16 protein-coding genes and 1 tRNA gene are annotated in these 21,429 nt (G+C 60.9%); 6 read left to right on the top strand and 11 right to left on the bottom strand.

All coding sequences use genetic code 11. The annotated features are described in order from the left end of the window. Positions 1-81 precede the first annotated feature (81 nt). From ARCT_RS0123515 to ARCT_RS0123535, 5 genes are all read left to right on the top strand, one after another. Positions 82-975, top strand: coding sequence for a homocysteine S-methyltransferase family protein (locus tag ARCT_RS0123515; protein ID WP_027242288.1), 894 nt, complete (start codon positions 82-84; stop codon positions 973-975). Positions 976-1,005: 30 nt separating this feature from the next. After that, the gene (locus ARCT_RS0123520; protein ID WP_027242289.1) at positions 1,006-2,013 is read left to right on the top strand and encodes a GlxA family transcriptional regulator; all 1,008 of its coding nucleotides are present in this window, start codon (positions 1,006-1,008) and stop codon (positions 2,011-2,013) included. A gap of 102 nt (positions 2,014-2,115) precedes the next feature. Beyond that, positions 2,116-4,566, top strand: a complete 2,451-nt coding sequence (locus ARCT_RS0123525; protein WP_027242290.1) for a GcvT family protein — start codon at positions 2,116-2,118, stop codon at positions 4,564-4,566. A gap of 225 nt (positions 4,567-4,791) precedes the next feature. Then, positions 4,792-6,042 (top strand): D-arabinono-1,4-lactone oxidase, encoded by a 1,251-nt coding sequence (locus tag ARCT_RS0123530; protein ID WP_027242291.1) that lies wholly within the window; start codon positions 4,792-4,794, stop codon positions 6,040-6,042. Beyond that, on the top strand, positions 6,039-7,217 hold the full coding sequence (locus ARCT_RS0123535) for an alanine racemase (RefSeq protein WP_051360971.1): 1,179 nt from the start codon (positions 6,039-6,041) through the stop codon (positions 7,215-7,217). Before ARCT_RS0123530 ends, ARCT_RS0123535 begins: the two co-directional genes overlap by 4 nt. Here ARCT_RS0123535 and cobA read toward each other — a convergent pair. From cobA to ARCT_RS0123585, 10 genes are all read right to left on the bottom strand, one after another. After that, the gene (cobA, locus tag ARCT_RS26765; RefSeq protein WP_051360973.1) at positions 7,214-8,233 is read right to left on the bottom strand and encodes a uroporphyrinogen-III C-methyltransferase; all 1,020 of its coding nucleotides are present in this window, start codon (positions 8,231-8,233) and stop codon (positions 7,214-7,216) included. The genes ARCT_RS0123535 and cobA overlap by 4 nt on opposite strands. Continuing rightward, positions 8,230-9,180 (bottom strand): glycosyl transferase family protein, encoded by a 951-nt coding sequence (locus ARCT_RS0123545; protein ID WP_027242293.1) that lies wholly within the window; start codon positions 9,178-9,180, stop codon positions 8,230-8,232. The genes cobA and ARCT_RS0123545 overlap by 4 nt, the downstream gene beginning before the upstream one ends. Continuing rightward, positions 9,177-11,804, bottom strand: a complete 2,628-nt coding sequence (locus tag ARCT_RS0123550; protein ID WP_084300932.1) for a nitrate reductase — start codon at positions 11,802-11,804, stop codon at positions 9,177-9,179. Before ARCT_RS0123550 ends, ARCT_RS0123545 begins: the two co-directional genes overlap by 4 nt. Further along, on the bottom strand, positions 11,801-12,136 hold the full coding sequence (gene nirD, locus ARCT_RS0123555; RefSeq protein WP_027242295.1) for a nitrite reductase small subunit NirD: 336 nt from the start codon (positions 12,134-12,136) through the stop codon (positions 11,801-11,803). The genes ARCT_RS0123550 and nirD overlap by 4 nt, the downstream gene beginning before the upstream one ends. Further along, positions 12,133-14,559 (bottom strand): nitrite reductase large subunit NirB, encoded by a 2,427-nt coding sequence (nirB, locus tag ARCT_RS0123560; RefSeq protein ID WP_027242296.1) that lies wholly within the window; start codon positions 14,557-14,559, stop codon positions 12,133-12,135. Before nirB ends, nirD begins: the two co-directional genes overlap by 4 nt. 3 nt (positions 14,560-14,562) lie before the next feature. Continuing rightward, the gene (locus tag ARCT_RS0123565; protein ID WP_027242297.1) at positions 14,563-16,239 is read right to left on the bottom strand and encodes an ABC transporter ATP-binding protein; all 1,677 of its coding nucleotides are present in this window, start codon (positions 16,237-16,239) and stop codon (positions 14,563-14,565) included. A 5-nt stretch (positions 16,240-16,244) separates the two neighbouring features. Then, on the bottom strand, positions 16,245-17,318 hold the full coding sequence (locus ARCT_RS0123570) for an ABC transporter permease (protein WP_027242298.1): 1,074 nt from the start codon (positions 17,316-17,318) through the stop codon (positions 16,245-16,247). Positions 17,319-17,391: 73 nt separating this feature from the next. Beyond that, positions 17,392-18,759, bottom strand: coding sequence for a CmpA/NrtA family ABC transporter substrate-binding protein (locus ARCT_RS0123575; RefSeq protein WP_027242299.1), 1,368 nt, complete (start codon positions 18,757-18,759; stop codon positions 17,392-17,394). 236 nt (positions 18,760-18,995) lie between these two features. Beyond that, positions 18,996-20,168, bottom strand: a complete 1,173-nt coding sequence (locus ARCT_RS0123580; RefSeq protein ID WP_027242300.1) for a CmpA/NrtA family ABC transporter substrate-binding protein — start codon at positions 20,166-20,168, stop codon at positions 18,996-18,998. Next, positions 20,165-20,749: an ANTAR domain-containing response regulator gene (locus ARCT_RS0123585; RefSeq protein WP_027242301.1), complete on the bottom strand. Its 585-nt coding sequence runs from the start codon at positions 20,747-20,749 to the stop codon at positions 20,165-20,167. Before ARCT_RS0123585 ends, ARCT_RS0123580 begins: the two co-directional genes overlap by 4 nt. A 247-nt stretch (positions 20,750-20,996) precedes the next feature. Here ARCT_RS0123585 and ARCT_RS0123590 point away from each other — a divergent pair, with 247 nt between their 5' ends. After that, positions 20,997-21,203 carry a hypothetical protein gene (locus ARCT_RS0123590; RefSeq protein ID WP_027242302.1) on the top strand — a complete coding sequence of 69 codons (207 nt, stop codon included), beginning with the start codon at positions 20,997-20,999 and terminating at the stop codon, positions 21,201-21,203. 26 nt (positions 21,204-21,229) lie between these two features. On the opposite strand, the gene ARCT_RS0123595 is transcribed toward ARCT_RS0123590, so the two are convergent. After that, a tRNA-Arg gene (locus ARCT_RS0123595) sits at positions 21,230-21,306 on the bottom strand. Between the last annotated feature and the right edge of the window lie 123 nt (positions 21,307-21,429).

The following is a 21,429-nucleotide window of genomic DNA, read 5'->3' on the forward strand; positions in this document are numbered from 1 at the left end:
TAACCGGACTGTTGGCTGTTTCCTCACGGGGCCTGGCGGGTCCGGTAATCTGGTCCTGATATCATAAAAGAGAAGACGCTCATGCAGATTACCCTGTTGGATGGTTCGATTGGCCAGGGAATTGTCAAACGCTCCGGGGATCGGCCAACGCCGCTTTGGTCGACCTCGGTGATGATGGACCAGCCGGATTTGGTCGGTGCGGTTCACAGCGACTATTTTGCTGCCGGGGCGACCATTGCCACCGCCAATACCTACGCTGTGCACCGGGATCGCCTGGTGCGCGCTGGGCTGGAAGACCGCTTTGAAGCGTTGCTGGACATTGCCATGGCGCAGGCCAAGGCCGCACGGGATGCCCATGGATCGGGACGTATCGCCGTTGCCTTGGGACCACTGGGGGCCAGCTATCGACCCGATTTGAAAATCCCGCTGCAAGAGGCAAAGCGGCTGTTTGCGGAACTGGTCCACCTGACCAAAGACAAGGCGGATTTGTTTCTGATTGAAACCGCCTCGTCGGTCGCACAGGCGCGTGGCGCCCTGATGGGCTGTTTGGAGACAGACAGGCCGGTCTGGCTGGCCGTCTCTGTGAAGGACGATGACGGCAGCCGCCTGCGCTCGGGGGAGGCCCTGCAGGATTTGGCGCCGCTGATCGCAGAGTTCCAGCCTGCAGCGGTGCTGATCAACTGCTCCCGCCCCGAGGTGATTGGTGCCGGGTTGGAGATCATCAAGAGCTTTGGCCTGCCGTTTGGCGCCTATGCCAATGGGTTTGTCGGCATCACCGATGGGTTTCTGCAAGAGGCCCCGACCGTAGACGCCTTGGAGCAACGGCGGGACCTGGGACCGGTTGAATATGCGGAATTTGTGATGGGTTGGGTCGCCATGGGGGCTACAATTGTGGGCGGCTGCTGCGAAGTTGGCCCCGCCCATATTGCCGAGGTGGCCCGCCAGCTGCGCGAGACCGGACACGAGATCATCTAACCAGAGATATGGAAACTCGGGAGGCGTGGCATGACACAGCAAAAGGGAGCAGGCGCCGAGACCTCGCTGACGCGCGTCTGGACGGTGGATATTCTGCTGGCCGACGGCTTTGTGCTGACAGAAATGTCGGCGGTGGCAGAGACGCTGCGCATCGCCAACCGGGTGCTGGCGCAACCGCCGTTTCGGATCTGCATCCGCTCAGCCCGGGGGGGGCAGCTGTCCTGCCGGGCGGGTCTGCTGGTCAATACCGACCCCTATGTTGATCGCCCCGACGCGGATTTTGCCTTTGTTCTGGGCAACACCGACCCGGATCATCCGGCGCTGTCCCTGGGCCGGGTGCTGCAAAGCTACACCAGCCGGGGCGCGCAGGTCTATCTGTTGGCTGAGGCCGCGGCGCGCTACCTCAAAGATCAGGGCAGGGCAGGGGCCACCCATTGGGAAAATGCGGCGCTGCTGCGTGAACGTCAGGGATTGTTCGAGTCCAGCCACGCGCTGGCCAGCGAGGATGGCCCAATTGTCACCTGTGCGGGAATGGGGGCCACCACCGATATTGTGCTGGCGTTGATTGGCCGACTTACCTCTGCGGCGACACAGATGAGCGTGGCCAATATCATGCTGCATGAACAGGTGCGGGACTTTTCTTCGTTGCAGCCCTTTTCCGGGGCCAAGCCGACAATCACCGGCGACGGGGATCTGGACCATGCCATTCGCCTGATGCAGGCCAATATCGAAGAGCCAATGCCCATTGGCGAGATCGTGACCGAGCTGGGGATTTCGACCCGCTCGCTGGAACGCAAGTTCAGGACCTATCTGGCCGCCACACCAAATGGGTTTTACCGCGAAATGCGGCTGAACAAGGCCAATAACCTGTTGCTGAACACCACCATGACTGTGCGCGAAATTGGCCTCGCCTGTGGGTTTCAGAATGGGTTTTCCACGCTGTACAAATCAATCTTTGGGATCACCCCCTTTGTGCTGCGCAAACGCCGCCGCCTGGGGACGGATCAGCCGTTGAGTTTTTTGAAAGTCGGAGAATAGCCAAAGCTGTCTGACGTATTTGGTACATTTTGTGACGGCTGACGGTGGTAATCAGGTGGCAGTGGTAATCAGGGACACCCCTGTTTCTCTTGGAGTGCTGACATGAGCGAACTTCCTACACAGGCCCGCGTGGTCATTATCGGGGGCGGCGTTATTGGCTGCTCAGTTGCCTATCATCTGACCAAACTGGGCTGGAAAGACGTGGTCCTGCTCGAGCGCAAGCAGCTCACCTCCGGCACCACCTGGCATGCCGCCGGTCTGATCGCCCAGCTGCGCGCCACCGCCAATATGACCAAATTGGCCAAATACAGCCAAGAGCTTTATGGCGGTCTGGAACAGGAAACCGGTGTCGCCACCGGCTTTAAACGCTGCGGGTCGATCACCGTGGCCCTGACGGAGGAACGCCGCGAAGAGATTTTCCGCCAGGCCGGTATGGCGCGGGCCTTTGGCGTTGATGTCGAAGAAATCTCCCCCGAAGAGGTGAAGGCGAAATATGAACATCTCAACATTGGCGGCGTGACGGCCGGCGTCTGGCTGCCCAAGGACGGTCAGGGCGATCCCGGCAATATTGCCCTGGCGCTGGCCAAGGGCGCCCGTCAGCGTGGCGCCATGATCAGGGAACGCATCAAGGTCACCGGCCTGTCAAAGACTGGCCGCCGGGTGACGGGCGTTGATTGGATCAGCGACGATGGCGCGGATCAGGGCCATATCTCTGCTGATATGGTGGTGAACTGTGCTGGCATGTGGGGCCACGAGGTTGGCCGTATGGCGGGGGTCAATGTGCCGCTGCATGCCTGCGAACACTTCTACATTGTCACCGAAGCCATCAAGGGCCTGACCCAGATGCCGGTGCTGCGGGTGCCGGATGAATGCGCCTACTACAAGGAAGATGCGGGCAAGATGCTGCTGGGCGCTTTTGAACCCAATGCCAAACCCTGGGCGATGACAGGCATCCCGGACAGTTTTGAATTTGACCAGCTGCCGGAGGATTTTGACCATTTTGAGCCGATCTTGGAAAACGCCTGCAACCGGATGCCGATGCTGGCCGAGGCCGGGATCCACACCTTCTTTAACGGGCCTGAGAGCTTTACTCCCGATGACGCCTATCATCTGGGCCTGGCGCCCGAGATGGATAATTTCTGGGTCGCGGCGGGCTTTAACTCCATTGGCATTCAATCGGCTGGCGGTGCCGGCATGGCGCTGGCGCAGTGGATGGATGAGGGGCAGAAACCCTTTGACCTGGGCGATGTGGACATCTCGCGGATGCAGCCCTTTCAGGGCAACAAACACTACCTGTTTGAACGCTCCAAAGAGACGCTGGGGTTGCTTTATGCAGATCACTTTCCCTATCGGCAAAAGGCCACCGCACGGGGGGTGCGCCGAACGCCGTTCCATCACCATCTGAAAGAACAGGGTGCGGTGATGGGGGAGCTGGGCGGCTGGGAGCGCGCCAACTGGTTCGCCAATGCGGGCCAGAAGCCGGAGTATGAATACAGCTGGAAGCGTCAGAACTGGTTTGAAAACGCGGCCGCCGAACACCGGGCTATACGCGAAAACATCGGCATGTATGACATGTCCTCCTTTGGCAAACTGCGGGTCGAAGGGCCTGATGCTGAGGCCTTTTTGAACTATGTCTGCGGTGGCAACCTTTCGGTGCCTGCGGGTAAAATCGTCTATACTCAGTTCCTCAACGCGCGGGGCGGCATCGAGGCCGATGTCACCGTTACCCGCCTCTCTGAAACCGCCTATCTGGTGGTGACCCCGGCGGCGACCCGCCTGGCGGATCAGACCTGGATGATGCGTCATCTCGGTGGTCATCGCGTGGTCATCACCGATGTCACGGCAGGCGAAGGCGTCTTGGCGGTGATGGGGCCGAATGCCCGCAAGCTGCTGGAGCGTGTCTCTCCCAATGATTTCTCAAACGCGGCGAATCCCTTTGGCACCGCGCAGGAGATCGAGCTGGGCATGGGGCTGGCCCGGGTGCACCGGGTCACCTATGTGGGGGAGCTGGGCTGGGAGATCTACGTGAGCGCGGACATGGCAGGCCATGCCTTTGAGACCCTGCACGCCGCCGGTCAGGACATGGGGCTGAAGCTTTGCGGTATGCATATGATGGACAGTTGCCGGATCGAGAAGGGCTTTCGCCACTTTGGCCATGACATCACCTGCGAAGATCATGTGATTGATGCGGGGCTGGGCTTTGCGGTGAAAACCGACAAACCAGCCTTCATTGGCCGCAACGCGGTGCTCGAGCGTAAGGAAACCGGCCCCAAGGCGCGGCTCTTGCAGTTCAAACTGAGTGACCCCGCGCCGCTGCTCTATCACAATGAGCCGCTCATTCGCGATGGTGAGATCGTTGGCTATATCTGCTCAGGCAACTATGGCCACACCCTGGGGGCGGCCATTGGCATGGGCTATGTGCCCTGCGAGGGCGAGACGGCAGCGGAGGTGCTGGCCTCCAACTATGAGATTGAGGTCATGGGGGTGCGGGTACAGGCCGAGGCTTCGCTCAAACCGATGTATGACCCAAAATCGGACCGGGTGAAGGTCTAACCCAAGGGCGGGCAAAGCAGGCCATGGCTTTTGCTTTGCCCCGGCCAGACCGGACGATTTGGTCCACTCTTTGGGAATGTTTCACCGGTGTTTGTCCTGTGGTCTTTCGTCAGCATCAGAGAGGCATGCTTGACGCATGGTCAGCATTGTTTGCACACCGGTGGCTGCGGCTAGACTAGGCTAGGCCAAAATGCGGGTCAGAAAACAACAAGAAGGGGGAGGCAGATGTGGCAAAACTGGTCTGGCTGTGAGACCTCGGAGGCGGCGGTTGTGGCACCGCGCACGATTGAACAGCTGCGGGATGTTCTGGCAGCTCCCGATAAGGTGTTGCGCCCCGTGGGGGCAGGGCATTCCTTTACCCCTCTGGTGACGGGGGGCGGGCGCATTCTTGACCTGAGCCAGATAGAAACGCCCGCCGTGCTGACGAGCAAACCGGGGCGGGCGCGGGTCAATGCCAATGCCCGGCTGCATGACCTGTCAGCGGCTCTGCAGACCAAGGGGCAGGGGTTCCGCAATCTCGGAGATATCAATGTCCAGACCCTGGCGGGGGCCATGTCCACCGCCACCCACGGCACCGGGTGTGACTTACCCAGCATTTCTGCGGAAATGACCGGTGCCCGGCTGCTATCGGCCAGTGGTGAGCTGGTTGAGATCGCGGCAGAGGATCTGCCGGGGGTTCAGGTCAGTCTGGGCCTTTTGGGGATCCTGCTGGAGATTGAACTGAACACCGTGCCCGCCTTCAATCTGCGCCGTCGCGTTGGGGTGCGGCCGTTTGAGGTGCTGCTGGAGCAGATGCATGACAACTGGGCGGCGCATCGCTGTTTTGAATTCTTCCTGCTGCCCCATAGTGGCAAGGGCGTGCAGATCTCCCATGATGTGACCGAGGCGGCGCCGAGCAAATCGCCGCTTGATCTGGATGCACTGGGGTTGCAGGTGATGAAGCTCGCCAGCGCCCTGCGCCATCTGCATCCCAAACTGCAGCGTGGGGTTCTGGCGCTGATGTTGAAGCTGCAAGCGGAGGAAGACTATGTCGGCGAAAGCTGGCAGGTGCTCAGTTCGACCCGTGCCATGCGGTTCAATGAGATGGAATATCACCTGCCGCCGGAGGTCGCCGAACCGGTGCTGCGTGACATCATCAGGTTGATTGAAACGCGCCACCCAGATGTCTGGTTCCCGATCGAGGTGCGCCAAACCGCTGGCGATACCGCCTGGCTGTCGCCGTTTCAGCATGGCCGCCGGATCTCGGTGGCGGTGCATATGCATGGTGGTCAGGATTACACCGGGTTCTTTCGCGATTGCGAGGCCATTTTTCGCAGCGTTGGCGGGCGTCCGCATTGGGGTAAATTGCACAGCCTGCAACGGTGTGATCTTGAAGAACTCTATCCTGATCTGGGCAAGTTTGATGCGCTACGTGCCCGGCTCGACCCCAAGGATCGCTTTTTGTCCCCCGCCCTGGCCCGGATGTTTCGCCCATGAGCGGCGGCGCAGATAGCCTGCCGGATTTTGCGCTTTGGGACCGGGCGTTGCGGCAAGCAGGCCAGACCCTGCCCTGTCTGGTGCTGGATCGCGGGCGCTTTGTCGCCAACCTGGCGCTGGCCCGCAGCAGGGCCCAGCCCGGCATCGGGCTGCGGGTGGTGGCAAAATCACTGGCCGCGCTGCCGATGCTGGATCTGGCGGTGCAGCAGCTTGGCGCTGTGGGCGTGATGACCTTTTCTTCGGCCATGCTGCACAGCCTGCTGCAGGCGCGCCCCACGCTGGAACATCTCATGGGGAAACCCCTGCCCGTCGGTGCGGCAGCCGGGGTTCTGGCGCAGCAGGCAAAGGCCGCGGATCAGGTGATCTGGCTGCTTGATACAGTGCTGCGGGCGCAGCAATATGCAGAGCTTGCCCGATCGCGCGGCATCCGCCTGCGGGTCGCGATAGAGCTGGACGTGGGGCTGCATCGGGGCGGTGTTGAACCGGCAGAGCTTGCCGCGCTGGTGTCACAGATCCAGCAGATGCCGGAGCTGCATCTTGAGGGGGTGATGGGCTATGAGCCACATCTGGACAAGCTGCCGGCACCGCTGCGCCACCGCTCTAAAGCAGCGGTCGAACAGGCGCTGCGGGGGGCGGCTGAGTTGCTAAAGCAACGGGCGGTGTCCGGGGGGCTGGAGGGGAATGCACCGCTGGTCAATACCGGCGGCAGCCTCACCTTTGACCGCTACGGGCCAGCGCAGGGGGTCAGCGAAGTCTCGTTAGGTTCGGTGCTGGTAAAGCCGCAGGATTTCACCCGTCCCGCAACCCGTGGGTTTCAGCCTGCGATGTTCATCGCCACGCCAATCCTGAAATACCGCGCCAGCAACCCGCTGCCGGGGCTTGAAGGGTTAAGCGCCCTGTTGACCTGGCGCCACCGCGCCAATCTGGCCATCTATGGCGGCTACTGGAAAGGCACCCCTGTCTATCCCCATGGATACGGCTACTCTGCGGTCTTTGGCCGTTCCTCCAATCAGGAGGTCTGGGCCGGTCCGCAGCTCGCGGTTTCTCCGGTAGATCACTTTGCCTTTTTGCACCCCAGCCAAAGCGAGGCGGTAATCCCCGAGTTTGGCGAAATCCTGGTGCTGTCAGAGGGCCGGATCACCGAGACCTGGCCCGCGCTGAGCCAGTTGCACTAGCTTTGCTGCTCTGAGACCGGCGCATGGCCACGTGTCAGGAACATGATCGCCGGGTTTGAGATCCCGCTGGTTTCGATTGTGTCGAGCAGGGTCGAGGCGCGACAGTGTGCAATGACCTGATCCCTTTGCTGGGCACGCGAGACGATGTCGATGGAAACCTGCTGCTCCAGACCAGCCTCGGTCAGGGCCCGTGCAGTGTTGCCAGCGGCCCCAACCCCCATGTAGATCGCCATGCGGGTGCCGGGTTGCAGCTGGGCCATCCATCTGGCATTGCCCGCGTCCTTTTCTGTCTGACCCGTGGCCAGAACCAGGGTGTCGCAGGTACCGCGTTCGGTCAAAAACCCACCCAGCGCAGCAGCGGCGGCGCTGGCGGCTGTCACTCCGGGGATGATTTCATAGGGAATATCCGCCGCAGCCAGAGCATCGACCTCTTCGGCGCCACGGGCAAAAACACCGGGATCGCCGCATTTTAGCCGCACAACGCGCTGTCCCCGGCCTGCGACGGCCACCAGCGCCTCTGATATCTTTTCCTGTGGCCAATGATGGCATCCGGGGGCCTTGCCGACATAGATCCTCTTTGCCCTGGCAGGCGCCAGGTCCAGGATTTCGGGATCAACCAGACGGTCGTAAAAGATCACATCGGCCTCCTGCAGGCGCTGCGCACCGCGCAGGGTGATCAGATCCTTGGCACCGGGTCCGGCCCCAACCAGAGCAACCGATCCCACCTGCTGCATACCGGGCCTTGCCCCGTCAATGGCCTGCTGGAGCAGTCGGTCCCGCTGGCCAGGGTGGCTCGGATCTGGGGTTTTGCGGGCCGCGAGGCCCAGGCGCCAGGATCTGGGTACCACGCCTGCCAGACTGGGAGAAAACTGACTGAAGGACAGAAACCCGGGGGCAAATCCAGTGATCCGCGCGAGGCCCCGCCGGAGGGCGCGCAGCCAAGGTGCCGGGCTGTCTGCTTTGGTCGCAAGGATACGGCGGCTTAGGAGCGGCAGGGAAAGGGAAAAGGTCTTCATAGGCGTCTCCGGTCTTGGCTGTGGCGGTTGCCCCAAAGGGAGGTCGCCAGGGCTGTGGTCTGGTCGAACGTTTGTGCGGCGCCTAAGGTCCAGAGCGCCAATGCCGCAGTGCCGATCACCGTGGCACTGGCAAAGGGATCCTCCTGCGCGCCGCTCCAGAGGGCGGCAATATCAATCGGCTGCTCTGGGTCATGCAGGCGGCGTGTGTCTGTCAGGATCGCGGCGGCCCGGCTGTCGATCTCAACACCGTTATGGAGGCCATAGATGGTGATCTCCTTGGCCGGGTGGCGTTCAAATTCCCCGCCGCCACCTTTGATTACCGTTAGGTTTTTATCCCCCAGCAGGGTTGCCGCACGCGATTGCAAGCCTCGGTAAGAGGGGTGAAAAACACCCTGCACCGAGGCCCGCGCCGCAAAGGGGTTCCACATGCGCAGCACGGTGTTGATGCAGCTGCGCAGGCCAAGGATATTGCGCAGTTTGAGCACCTCAAAGGCCGCTGGGTTCAGCGCTTCCAGGGCACTGTAGGACAGCCCATCCCCCAGGATGCCTGTTGCCTGCAAGGCGCCGCGCAGATCAGCCACAGTGCCCTGGTGAGAGTTCCAACCATGCAGTGCAACCCGGTAGCCTGCCTGCGCAACCAGCTTGGCTGCGAGGGCAAACAGCGGTGCCCCGCGGCTGCGCCCGGCGGCGTAGCAGGGCCAGTCAAGGTCAACTGGGATGTCAGTCGTTCCGCCAAGCCTGTTGTGGCGCAGCGCAGCGGTGAAACCGGCAATTTCGGCATCGGTCTCTCCGCGCATCCGCAGCACCATCAACAGCGCGCCGATGGCTTCCGGGGCGGCCTTGCCCGCCAGGATCAGGGTCATGGCCTGCTGCGCTTCGCCCTGGGTCAGGGGGCGGGCGCGGCCCTTGCCCTGGGCAATGATGCGAACAAAGGGAGCCAGGGTCATTCGGCGGCCATGGGGATTGAATGCTGCGTGATGAGACTGGCGAGTTCCGGCTTGCAGGAGCCGCAACTTGTCCCGGCACAGGTTGCCAGGCCCAGGGTCTCAACCGTGGCGGCCCCGGCGGCGATGGCGGCGCGCAGGGTATTGATACCAACATTCAGACAGGCGCAGACGGTGGTGCCGGGGTCCGGCTGGTCGGCGCCACTGCGACCGGCAAGCGCTGCAAGCGGCGGCGTCTGGGTACCAATCAGCGAGATCGCAAAGGCACGGGCCAATGACACCGGCACGGGGCTGGCAAAGAACAGGCCGACCAGCGTGCCGTCCTGATAAAAGGCCAATCGGGTTTGCCCCTGGTTGGGGTCTTGCATCTCTGTCACCTCGCAGGCCGCAAGACCCAACAGATCCTGTGCCAGGGCCTGCCAGTTGTCGGGGGACTCTGCCCCGGCAAATTCGCCCTGCCAGCCGGTTAGGGAGCGGGCGACAGCGCTATAGGCCCCCATTGGCCGGATCGGCGCGCGGGCGGCGGCAAAGCCGAACCAGGCGGCGTCAAACCGTTTGGCGGCAACAGGAATACGTTTTGAAGCGGGCTGACCAGAGACCGGATCAACAATCGGGGCGGTCAGAGCATTGATGCAGCCGCCCGTGCTTTGCTGGCGGGTCCAGTGCATCGGTGCAAACAATTGACCCGGCGCGCTGCGGTCGGTGATCAGGGCGCGCAGAATGGCCCCGCCAAAACGGTTGTCCAGCGCCAGTAGATCGCCTTCTGACAGGGACAGAGCCTGCGCGTCCTGTGGGTGGATCTCCACATAGGGTTCCGCCAGATGCGCCCCCAGACGTGGGGCCTTGCCGCTGCGGGTCATGGTGTGCCACTGATCGCGGTTCCGCCCGGTGTTGAGGTTAAAGCCCGCGCGCCGGATCGGCTCTGGCGCCGTGATTGGCAGCATCCGGCCCTTGCCATTGGGGTGAAAAAAACCTCCATCGGCAAAAAAGCGTTTGCTGTTCTGGGGCCACTGCGTTGGCAGCAGGTTCGCGTAGTCCACATCGGCAAAGATGCTGAGATCCAGATCGCGGCCAAAATCAGCTGTCGCGGCTGACAGGGCCACGTATTCCGCAAAGACTTCGGCAGGGGAGGCATAGTCAAACGCAGCGCCCCAGCCCATGCGGGCAGCCAGGTCACAGATGATTTTCCAATCCGGGCGGGCAGCGCCCGGGGCCGCAAGAAAGGCGCGTTGCCGCGAGATCCGGCGTTCGGAATTGGTGACGGTGCCGTCCTTTTCGCCCCAGCCGGTGGCAGGCAGCAGCACATCGGCCAGATCGCCAGTATCGGTGCGCGCCATGATGTCAGAGACGGCAACAAAGGGTACCTTGGCAATGGCTGCCGCGACCCCATCGGCATCCGGCAGGCTGACGGCGGGATTGGTGGACATCACCCACAGCGCCTTGATCTTGCCACTGGCGCAGGCCTGAAACAGATCGACGGCCTTGAGCCCGGGCTGGGCGCAGATCGTCGGGCTTTGCCAAAAGGATTGTACGCTGGCGCGGTGGTCGGGGTTTTCGATATCCAGGTGGTTGGCCAGCATATTGGACAATCCGCCAACCTCGCGCCCGCCCATGGCATTGGGCTGGCCAGTCACCGAAAAGGGGCCGCACCCCGGTTTGCCGATCCGCCCGGTGGCAAGGTGGCAGTTCAGGATTGCGTTGACCTTGTCGGTGCCGCATTGCGATTGATTGACGCCCTGGGAATAGACCGTCACCACCTTTTGGCTGCCTGCCCAAAGCTGGTAAAACTGCGCCAGTTCCGCCTCGGTGAGCCCGCTTTCCAGCGGATCGCCCAGACGCGCCTGGGTGACCGCAGGGCGGCGGCCGGTGATGTGCTTTGCCAGGTAGTCATCGTCGAGCTGCCCGCTGTCGGCCAGATGGGCCAGCAATCCGTTGAACAGCGCCACATCGCCATCCGGCACAATCCGCAGGTGCAGGTCGGCAAGCGCGGTGGTTGCGGTCTTGCGGGGGTCGATGTTCACCACCTTCAGGCCGGGTCTTGCGGCTTTGGCAGCGACAATGCGCTGGTGCAGCACCGGGTGGCACCAGGCCAGGTTTGATCCCACCAGTACGACCAGATCGGCCTCTTCCAGATCGGCGTAGGTGCCGGGAACCGTATCGCTGCCAAAGGCGCGTTTGTGCCCGGCCACGGATGAGGCCATGCAAAGCCGCGAATTGGTGTCGATATTTGCCGCGCCGATAAAGCCCTTCATCAGCTTGTTGGCGACATAATAATCTTCGGTCAGCAACTGTCCCGAGATGTAGAAGGCAACGCTGTCGGGGCCGTGGTCCCGAATGGCTGTGCTGAATTTATCTGCCATCAGGTCAAGCGTTTCGTCCCAGGTGGCATCCTGGCCTTTGATCCGGGGTGTCAGAAGCCGCCCCTCAAGATCAATAGTCTGGCCCAGGGCGGCGCCTTTTGAACAAAGCCGCCCAAAGTTGGCGGGATGTTCGGGGTCGCCTTTGATGGTGCCATCCGCCCCGGCAAGCACGCCGCAGCCGACGCCACAATAGGGACAGGTGGTCCGGGTCAGGGCTGCGGTTGCGGCCTGAGTTAGGGTCTGGTTCAGATCCTGACGGCCTGTCATGCGACAGCTCGCTGTTGCAGGAAATCGGCATCCAGCAGAATGCGGCCCCCGGTGACCTTGGCGGGATAGGTGGCAACCTGCCCCTCATCCGCGCCCTGCGCAGCGCCGGTCTCCAGTGAGATGACCCAGTTGTGCAGCGGGCAGGTCACGGCCTTGCCATGCACGATACCATCGGCCAAGGGGCCGTTTTTATGCGGGCAGGCATTGTCGAGCGCAAAGACCTCATCCCCGGCGGTGCGAAAGATGGCAACGCAGCCATGCGGGGTTTTCACCAGACGCGCCCCGCGTTGGGGCACCTCTTCCAGGGCGGCGATATCGATCCAGTTGCTCATTCGGCGGCCTCCAGCGTGAGATTGGCAAGGGGGGTATAGGGGGCAGATTTGGCAACATGCTGCGCCCAGGGGTCCTTACGGTAGATGGTTTGTGACAGATCAAACCGGGCCACCAGCGCAGCGCGGGTATCGAGATCAGCGATCTGCGCCTGGATCCAGTCAAGCCCGACCTTGTCCATCCATTTGTAGATCCGGTCCAGATATCTGGCGTTCTCGCGATAGGACTGCGTGACGGCCTTGACCACATCCATGACCTCTGCCTCGGTTGCCACCTGACACAGCAGCGAGGTCTCGCGCACATCCATGCCGGCAGCGCCGCCAATGCTGATCTGATAACCGCTGTCGACGCAGACAATGCCAATGTCCTTGCAGGTGGCTTCGGCGCAGTTGCGTGGGCAACCAGACACCGCCAGCTTCAGCTTATGCGGCGTCCATGAGCCCCAAAGCGCCTTTTCCAATTGGATGCCCAGCCCGGTGCTGTCCTGGGTGCCAAAACGGCAGTGATCGGTACCAACACAGGTCTTCACCGTGCGCAGCCCCTTTGAATAGGCATGCCCCGAGACCATGCCAGCCTGGTTCAGATCATGCCAAATCGCGGGCAGATCTTCGTTTTTGACGCCCAGGAGATCAATGCGCTGACCGCCGGTGACCTTGACCGTGGGCACCGCGTATTTCTCCGCCGCATCGGCAATGGCGCGCAACTCATCCGGGGTGGTGATGCCGCCCCACATGCGTGGAACCACGCTAAAGGTGCCGTCTTTCTGGATATTTGCGTGTTTGCGCTCGTTTACAAAACGCGACTGTGGATCGTCTTCATAGTCCAGCGGCCAGTCGGCCAATAGGTAGAAGTTCAGCGCCGGGCGGCAAACATGGCAGCCACAGGGGGTTTTCCAATCGCAGGCCTGCCAGACTGCGGGCAGGGATTTCAGCTCTTGGCTTTTGATCATGCGACGCAGATCTTCGTGGGTCATATCGGTGCAGCCACAGACAGGCTGGGCGGTTGGCAGGACAAAGTCATCCCCCAGAGTGACGGAGAGCACCTGTTCCACCAGCCCGGTGCAGGTTCCACAAGAGGCCGAAGCCTTGGTCTGGCTGCGCAACGCTCCGATATCTGTGGCGCCAGCGGCAATTGCATCCTCGATCTGTCCTTTGCAAATGCCGTTGCAGCCACAGATTTCCGCGTCACGCGGTAAGGCTGCAACGGCTGAGAGCGGGTCCGAGGGGGCGCCTCCCTGATAGGCGGGGCCAAAGATCACCGTGTCGCGCATATCCGAGATATCGGTCTTGTCGCGGATCAGGCCAAAGAACCAGTTGCCATCTGCGGTGTCGCCATACATCACCGCGCCGACGATACAGTCGTCTTCGATCACCAGGCGACGGTAGACGCCACGGGCGGGATCACGGAACACGATGTCTTCGCGGCCTTCGCCACTTGCAAAATCCCCGGCGCTGAACAAATCACAGCCGGTCACCTTCAGCTTGGTCGACAGCTCCTTGGGGGTGAAAACCGCAGGCGTCTCCATCAGGCTATGGGCCAGCACCTTTGCCTGGTCATAAAGCGGCGCCACCAGGCCAAAGAGCTGACCGTCGAATTCAACACATTCGCCAACCGCAAAGATATCGGGGTCCGAGGTCTGCAGCTGAGCGCCAACCTCGATGCCGCGCGCCACCTCCAGCCCGGCGTCGGTGGCCAGACGGGTTTCGGGGCGGATGCCTACGGCCATGACCACCAGATCGGCCTCCAGCCCTTCGTTATCTTCCAGCAGCACACCTTCGACCTTGTCGGTGCCGAGGATGGCAGCGGTAGAGGCGCGGCATTTCACCGTGATGCCGCGCTTTTCCAGATCGCGTCGCAGCAGAAATCCGGCGGCCTCGTCCAACTGGCGCTCCATCAGATGACCCATCAGGTGCAACACGGTCACCTCCATGCCGCGCTCGGCCAGGCCGGCGGCGGCTTCCAGCCCCAACAGCCCGCCGCCAATGACCACGGCCTTGCCGCCGGTCTCTGCGGCCTGGATCATGGCATTGGTGTCGTCCAGATCGCGGTAGGTGATGACGCCGGGCAGGTCCTTGCCCTGCACCGGAATGATAAAGGGCGCCGAGCCGGTGGCGATCAGCAGTTTGTCATAGGAAGTCGTGCCCTTGGTGCTGGTGACGGTTTTGGCCTGGCGGTCAATGGCGGTGACATGGGTGCCAAAGTGGCAGGTCACATTGTTGGCCTCATACCAGTCGGCGTCATGGGTGACGATATCCTCATAGGTTTTTTCACCCGACAGCACCGGCGACAGCATGATCCGGTTGTAGTTGCCGCGCTCTTCGGCGTTGAACAGGGTGACGTCAAAATCAGCGTTACCCTCAAAGAGATGTTCCAACACGCGGCCAGATGCCATGCCCGCACCAATAACAACAAGTTTCTGGGTCATGTCTTACTCCGCCGCGATGTTTGTGGGTTTTGATTTGGGTTTGGCGCCGTGCTCGTATTCTTCCAGAAAGTCGAGAACCTCGGCGCGGTAGTTATAATAATCGGGGTGCTCCAGCAGCGCCTTGCGGGTGCGCGGGCGGGGCAAGTTGACCTCGGTGATTTTACCAATTGTGGCCTGTGGGCCATTGGTCATCATCACCACCCGGTCGGCCAGCAGGATTGCCTCGTCCACATCATGGGTGACGCAGATCGCGGTTACTTTGGTGCGCGACCAGACCTCCATCAGCACCTCTTGCAACTCCCAGCGGGTCAGGCTGTCGAGCATGCCAAAGGGTTCATCCAGCAGCAGCAGTTTGGGGGACAGGGCAAAGGCCCGTGCAATGCCAACGCGCTGGCGCATACCGTTGGACAGACCCGAGGCCTGCTTATCCATGCTGTCGGCCAGGCCAACCCGTTCGAGATAGTATTCCACCACATCCTGGCGCTCTGCCTGGCTGGCACTTGGATAGACCCTATCCACCCCAATAGAGACGTTTTCCTTGGCGGTCAGCCAGGGGAACAGGTTCGGCGACTGAAACACCACCGCGCGTTCGGGGTTGGCGCCTTCGATATGTTTGCCATCCAGTCGGATGCCGCCCTTGGAGATCGGGTTAAGCCCCGCCGCCATGGTCAAAACCGTGGATTTGCCGCAGCCGGAATGGCCGATCAGGCTGATGAATTCACCCTTCTTTACCTTCAGGTCAAAATCTTGCACCACGGTCAGCGGACCCTTGGGGGTTGGGTAGACCTTGTGCAGCTGTGAAAACACCAGATAGCGCTCTTTCAGCATGGTTTGTTGCGCTTTGGACAGGGCGGCAGGAACACCATGGATGGGGGTGGCATCGGGCAACAGGCGGGTTTCCTCGATTTTGGCGGCGATGCCCACATCCATCAGATATTTGGTGACCTTGGCCCGCAGCGCCTTGAAGGTTGCATCGTCATTCATGGCGCCGCGATCGCGTGGGCGCGGGATGTTGACGGTGACCGGATCAGCCAGGGTGCCATCCGGGTTCAACGGGACGATGCGGTCGGCCAGCAAAATAGCTTCGTCCACGTCATTGGTGATCAGAATGCAGGTCTTTTTCTCTTGCTCCCAGATCTCCAGGATCTCATCCGCCAGATTAGCCCGCGTCAGCGCATCCAGCGCACTTAACGGCTCATCCAGCAGCAACATCTCCGGGTTCATCGCCAGGGCGCGGGCCACGGAAACCCGCTGCCGCATACCGCCGGACAGCTCGGCGGGGCGACGGGTGGTGGCATGGGAGAGGCCAACCATGCCGACGTAGTGGTCGATCTTGGCCTGGCGTTCAGAAGCCGACAGTTTTGGAAAGACCGCATCCACCGCCAGGCCGATATTGCCGCCCACGGTAAGCCATGGCATCAGCGAGTAACTTTGGAACACCAGTCCGCGCTCGGGGCCGGGGGCGGTGATGGGCGCGCCCTTGAAGGTGACGCTGCCGGTGTCAGGCATTTCCAACCCGGCAACCAGGTTCATCAGGGTGGATTTCCCGGTGCCGGAAAATCCGAGGATGGCGACAAACTCGCCCTCACTGACCTCGAGGTTGATGTCTTTCAGCACATCCACCCGGTTGGTGCCCTGACCAAAGCTCTTGGAGACGTTCTCGAACTTGAGGATACTCATTGGACTCACCGGTTTTCTGTGAAGGTGAACATGGACTGCAGGGCATACATCACCCGATCCAGCAGGAAGCCGATGATGCCGATGGTAAAGACGGCAACCATGATCTTGGCCAGCGACTGTGACGAGCCGTTCTGGAATTCATCCCAGACAAATTTGCCAAGGCCAGGGTTCTGCGCCAGCATTTCAGCGGCGATCAACACCATCCAGCCAACCCCCAGCGACAAGCGCAGCCCGGTGAAGATCAGCGGCAGCGCCGAGGGCAGCACCAGCTTGGTGATCTTGGAATAGGTGCTCATCTTCAGCACTTTGGAGACGCTGATCAGATCCTTGTCGATGGAGGCCACCCCAAGTGCTGTATTGATCAGGGTGGGCCAGAGCGAACAGAGCGTGACGGTGATCGCCGAGACCAGGAAGGATTTTGAGAACATACCGTCATTGGTGGCGTAAACCGCCGAGACAACCATGGTCACAATCGGCAGCCAGGCCAGCGGGCTGACCGGTTTAAAGATCTGAATGATCGGGTTGATGGCGGCATTGGCAGTGGGCGACAGTCCGGCCATGATCCCCAGTGGAATGGCAATCACGGATCCGATCAGAAAGCCAAAGAACACGGTTTTGATCGAGGTCCAGATCTGCTGATAATAGGTGGGTTTGCCGGTATAGATGCGGTCGCGCACCTTGTCGGATTTGCCCTCGGCGATCAGCTTGGCGTTGCGGATATCCTGACGTTCATAAAAGGCCGCAGCCTTTTCGCCTTCGCGCAGCGCATCCGCATGCAGGTTGCCAACCTGCTCCCAGACCTGCGCCGGGCCGGGAATGGCGCCAAGCGAGGTTTGCACCTTGGGCGCCAGCGTGGCCCAGGCTCCGATAAAGATGGCAATGGCCAGCAGAGGAACCCCCAGCAAGCGCCAGATCTCGGAGATCTGCGCCCTGGGGTTGTCCCCTGCGGCGGCTTTCAGAACCGGTGTCAGCCAGGCGATCCCCAGCACTTGGAACCAGGCGTCTGCCTTGTTGATCCGCGTAAACAGGCGGGCACGGCGGGCTTCTGCGGCGAGTGTATCTGGGTCAATGGCGGTCATTGCGGGGCCTATGATCTGGAGGAATGTGCAAAAGAGAGGCCCACCGCAGCATCAGATGCGGCGGGCTGAGGCGTTAGTTCAGGATTTTGGATCCGGAAATTGTCTGGGTGCCTTTGAGACCGATTGGCAGGCTGTCGAGATAGGCATTGGGCGTGCGGCCGTCGTAGGCAATGCCGTCGATGATATCTGACGCCGGGGTTGGTGCCTTGAAACCATCGCTGTCCCAGGGGAAATCAGTCTCATTCGCCAGGTCCTCATCCACCAGCAGGCGTGCGGCCTGCAGGTAGATGTCCGGGCGGTAGACAGATTTGGCGGTATCAAAGAACCACTCATCCGACTTGGGCTCGGCGATCTGGCCCCAGCGCCGCATCTGGCTCAGGTACCAGATTGCATCCGAATAGAAGGGGTAGGTGGCATTGTAGCGGAAAAAGACGTTGAAATCGGGGACGTCGCGGATGTCGCCTTCTTCATATTCAAAGGTGCCCGTCATCGAATTGGCGATAACGGCCTCGTCGGCCCCCACATATTCGGACCGCGACAACATCTCGACCGCTGCGGCGCGGTTGGCGTTATTGTCTTCGTCCAGCCAGATCGCGGCGCGGATCAGCGCCTTGGTCAGGGCGATGGTGGTATTGGGGTTTTCTGCGGCAAATTCGGCTGAAATGCCAAAGACCTTTTCGGGGTTGTTCTTCCACAGTTCATAATCGGTGACCACAGGCACACCGATGCCTTTGAACACAGCCTGCTGATTCCAGGGCTCGCCAACGCAGTAGCCAAAAATGGTGCCGGCCTCCATGGTGGAGGGCATCTGGGGCGGAGGGGTGACACTGAGGAAAACATCGGCGCCAATCTGGCCGGTGACATCCTCGGGGGAGTAGTAGCCGGGTTCCAGACCACCGGCGGCCAGCCAGTAGCGCAGCTCGTAATTGTGGGTCGAAACCGGGAACACCATGCCCATTTTAAAGGGCACACCCTGGTTTTTGTAGTCTTCAACAACGGGGGCAAGAGCGCTGGCGCTGATTGGATGCTGGGGACGGCCATCTGCCATCACTGGGATGTGTGGCTTCATTTGCTCCCAGATGTCGTTGGAAACGGTGATGCCGTTGCCATTCAGATCCATAGAGAAAGGCGTGATGATATGCGCTTTGGTGCCATAGCCGATGGTCGCCGCCAGCGGCTGGCCTGCGAGCATATGAGCGCCGTCAAGCTGGCCGTCGATCACCCCATCCAGCAGGACTTTCCAGTTTGCCTGCGCCTCAAGCGTGACAAACAGGCCTTCGTCTTCAAAATAGCCATTTTCATAGGCCACGGCCAAAGGTGCCATATCGGTGAGCTTGATGAACCCAAAGGTGAGCTCGTCTTTTTCCAGATCCAACATCTCGGCCATTGCGGGGCTGGCGACAAGGGCGCTGGAGGCGAGAAGCCATTTTACAGTTTTCATTTGTTCGCTTCCTCTAAAACACAAAAAGCCGCACGATTGACGCATGCGGGAGGAGGTGCATGCACAATCGAGCGGCTTTGCTCTTAAACTCTTGTAGCTGACAGCGTTGTCAGCCTGACGGGCATCGTTGCCCTGGGTTGATACTGACGGGCGGTTTGGCGGGGTTCTAGAAAAATCGCTGCGTGCCCGGTGAACTATTGCTGCAATGCAGCAATTGCCCGAATTTTAGGCAAATCTCAGGCGGAAAAGTCGAATACCGCGCCGTTAAAAAATCCATCCGGACCCAGAATCATTTTCCCCAGGGTGGAAGACACCGCAGTTGGGGCACGCATGCCGCCCTCAATTTTTTCCGAGGTTTTGGGCAGCTCGATGCCAATGGGCGCCAGGGCTTCGCGGTATAGATCGGTGCGAAAACAGGCGCGGGCGATATCGCGGGCGGCCTGCGTGTCCAGCCCGTGCCAGCCCGACAGAAAATCGGCAATCCAGCTGGCCTGACTGCGCCAGGGAAAGTTTGCCGCGCTTTGGTAAAAGCGCAGAAAGTGCTCTGCTTGCCTGGGGGGCTGCCCCAGTCTGGTGGTGATCTGATGGGTGAGCGCCGGATCAATGGCGTGATCGGGCAGGTCCAGATGTTGGCTCCGGGCGAGAATGCTCACTGCCAGCGGCGTGTTCCTGGGCTGGTCCAGCCACTGGGCCGCCTTTGAGATCGCGCGGATCAGCGCCAGGCAGGTCTTGGTATTCTGCTCGGCCCATTCGTGGCGCACGCCAAGGATCTTTTCCGGCGCACATTCCCAGATGCTGGAACCGGGCAGCACCAAAGTGGCACCGCTTTGTTGCACGGCAACAGTGCCCCAGGGCTCGCCAACGCAGAACATATCCAGCGATCCGTCGCGGACCGCCTCGGCCATCTTTGGCGGCGGAACCGTGACGATCTGGATCCGCTCGGGCCGATAGCCCGGCACCTGCGACAGCCAGGTCTCCAGCAACATGCGGTGCATTGAAAACGGAAAGGGCACCCCAATGCGCAGCGGCTGGGCGCTGGCCGCAAACAGCGCTTTGGAGGTTTCCTGAGGGGTGCCAAAACTGTTGCGCCATCCGGTGTCCTGCATGCGGCGGTCCAGATCGGCAGAGATGCCGATCACGGTACCATTCACCGAAAGCACCATCAGCGCGTCAATCCGGGTGGCCACCCCGCCCAGACCCAAAGACATGGCAACGGGCATTGGCGACAGCATATGGGCAAAATCGATCTGCCCAAAGGCCAGCCTGTCGCGCAGGGCCGACCAGGAGGGCTGTTTCATCAGCTGTAGCTCCAGCCCCTCTTCGGCGGCAAAGCTCAGCTCTTTTGCAATGATCAGCGGGGCACAATCGACCAGCGGCAGGTAGCCGCAATTTATCTGGGTCCTCTTCATTGCAGCAGTTCAGCTGCGGTGACCAGGGCGGTGGCAACGTCGATCACCTTGCGCCCCTGGTCCATCGCGGTTTTGCGCAGCAGGCTATAGGCCTCATCCTCGGAAATCTGCCGGGCGCTGATCAGCAGCCCCTTGGCGCGGTCAATGGTTTTGCGATCGGCCAGTGCCTGTTTGGCGGCTTCCAGCTCGGACTCCATTTTGGTGATCATCTTGAACCGGGCAATGGCCGTATCCAGAACCGGCTTGATCCGGTCCTTTTGCAGCCCGTTGACAACATAGGCGCTGAGCCCCGCCGAGATCGCCGCCTGGGTCATCGCTGCATCGGTTTGATCGACAAACATAGCGACCGGGCGGTTGCGCGCATTGGAGACAAAACACAGGTGTTCCAGGGTGTCGCGATCGGGGTTGGCCAGGTCGATCAGGATAATGTCGGGGTCTTGCTGGGTCAGGGTGTGCTCCAGCGCAGAGGCCGAGGCAATAACGGTGGCATTGGCCCAGCCGCCATCTTTCAGCGCCAGCAAAATTTCCTGCGCTTTTGCGTCGTCGGCTTCGACCACCAATATGTTCAGATCGTTCTGCACAGTCTCTGCGTAGCGCCAAATCCGGGGAAGGATCCATCCGGCAAGGGCCGCAGGGGGTGTGGGATGGCATAAATGCTCAAAAAACGGGCAACACAGGTCGCATCGCTGCTAATTTAGGCTCTAAACATAGGGGCGCTGTCTGCCCGAAATACGCTCGCCGTTTGATTGAGCAGAGAGATTTTTCCGCTCTTAGGAGTTTCAGGCAAAGTCTCAGAGATTTTGTGATCTGGCAGGATTTTGCAGGCATATGTTTCGCAAGCTGTTTGAGGCCTTCTTTGGAGAGGCAAAATCTGTTGATGTCAGCGCGTGGGATGAGCAGGGGCGCGGCAGCAAGGCACTTTGCTATATTCGCACTGCCCAAAGGAAGAAGCTGGCGTCCGGTGCTCTTGCCCTTGCACGGACAAAAACGTCTCCAACCTTTCCGATTGGTTGGACAAATACCATGCTCAAGTGACTGAAAAAATTGAAATAATGGAGCTCTGGCGACCCCGGCAGGATTCGAACCTGCAACCTGCCCCTTAGGAGGGGGCTGCTCTATCCAGTTGAGCCACGGGGCCGGGCTGTTTACGCGATAGCAAATCCTCTTTGGTATCACAATAAGGCGCAGAGCGATTATTCAACGGCTTTGTCGCGCTCCTTTCCTGCGGCGCCCCATTGTGCCCCATTGTACTGGGCGCGCG

This window comes from Pseudophaeobacter arcticus DSM 23566 (genome assembly GCF_000473205.1).
Classification (GTDB): domain Bacteria; phylum Pseudomonadota; class Alphaproteobacteria; order Rhodobacterales; family Rhodobacteraceae; genus Pseudophaeobacter; species Pseudophaeobacter arcticus.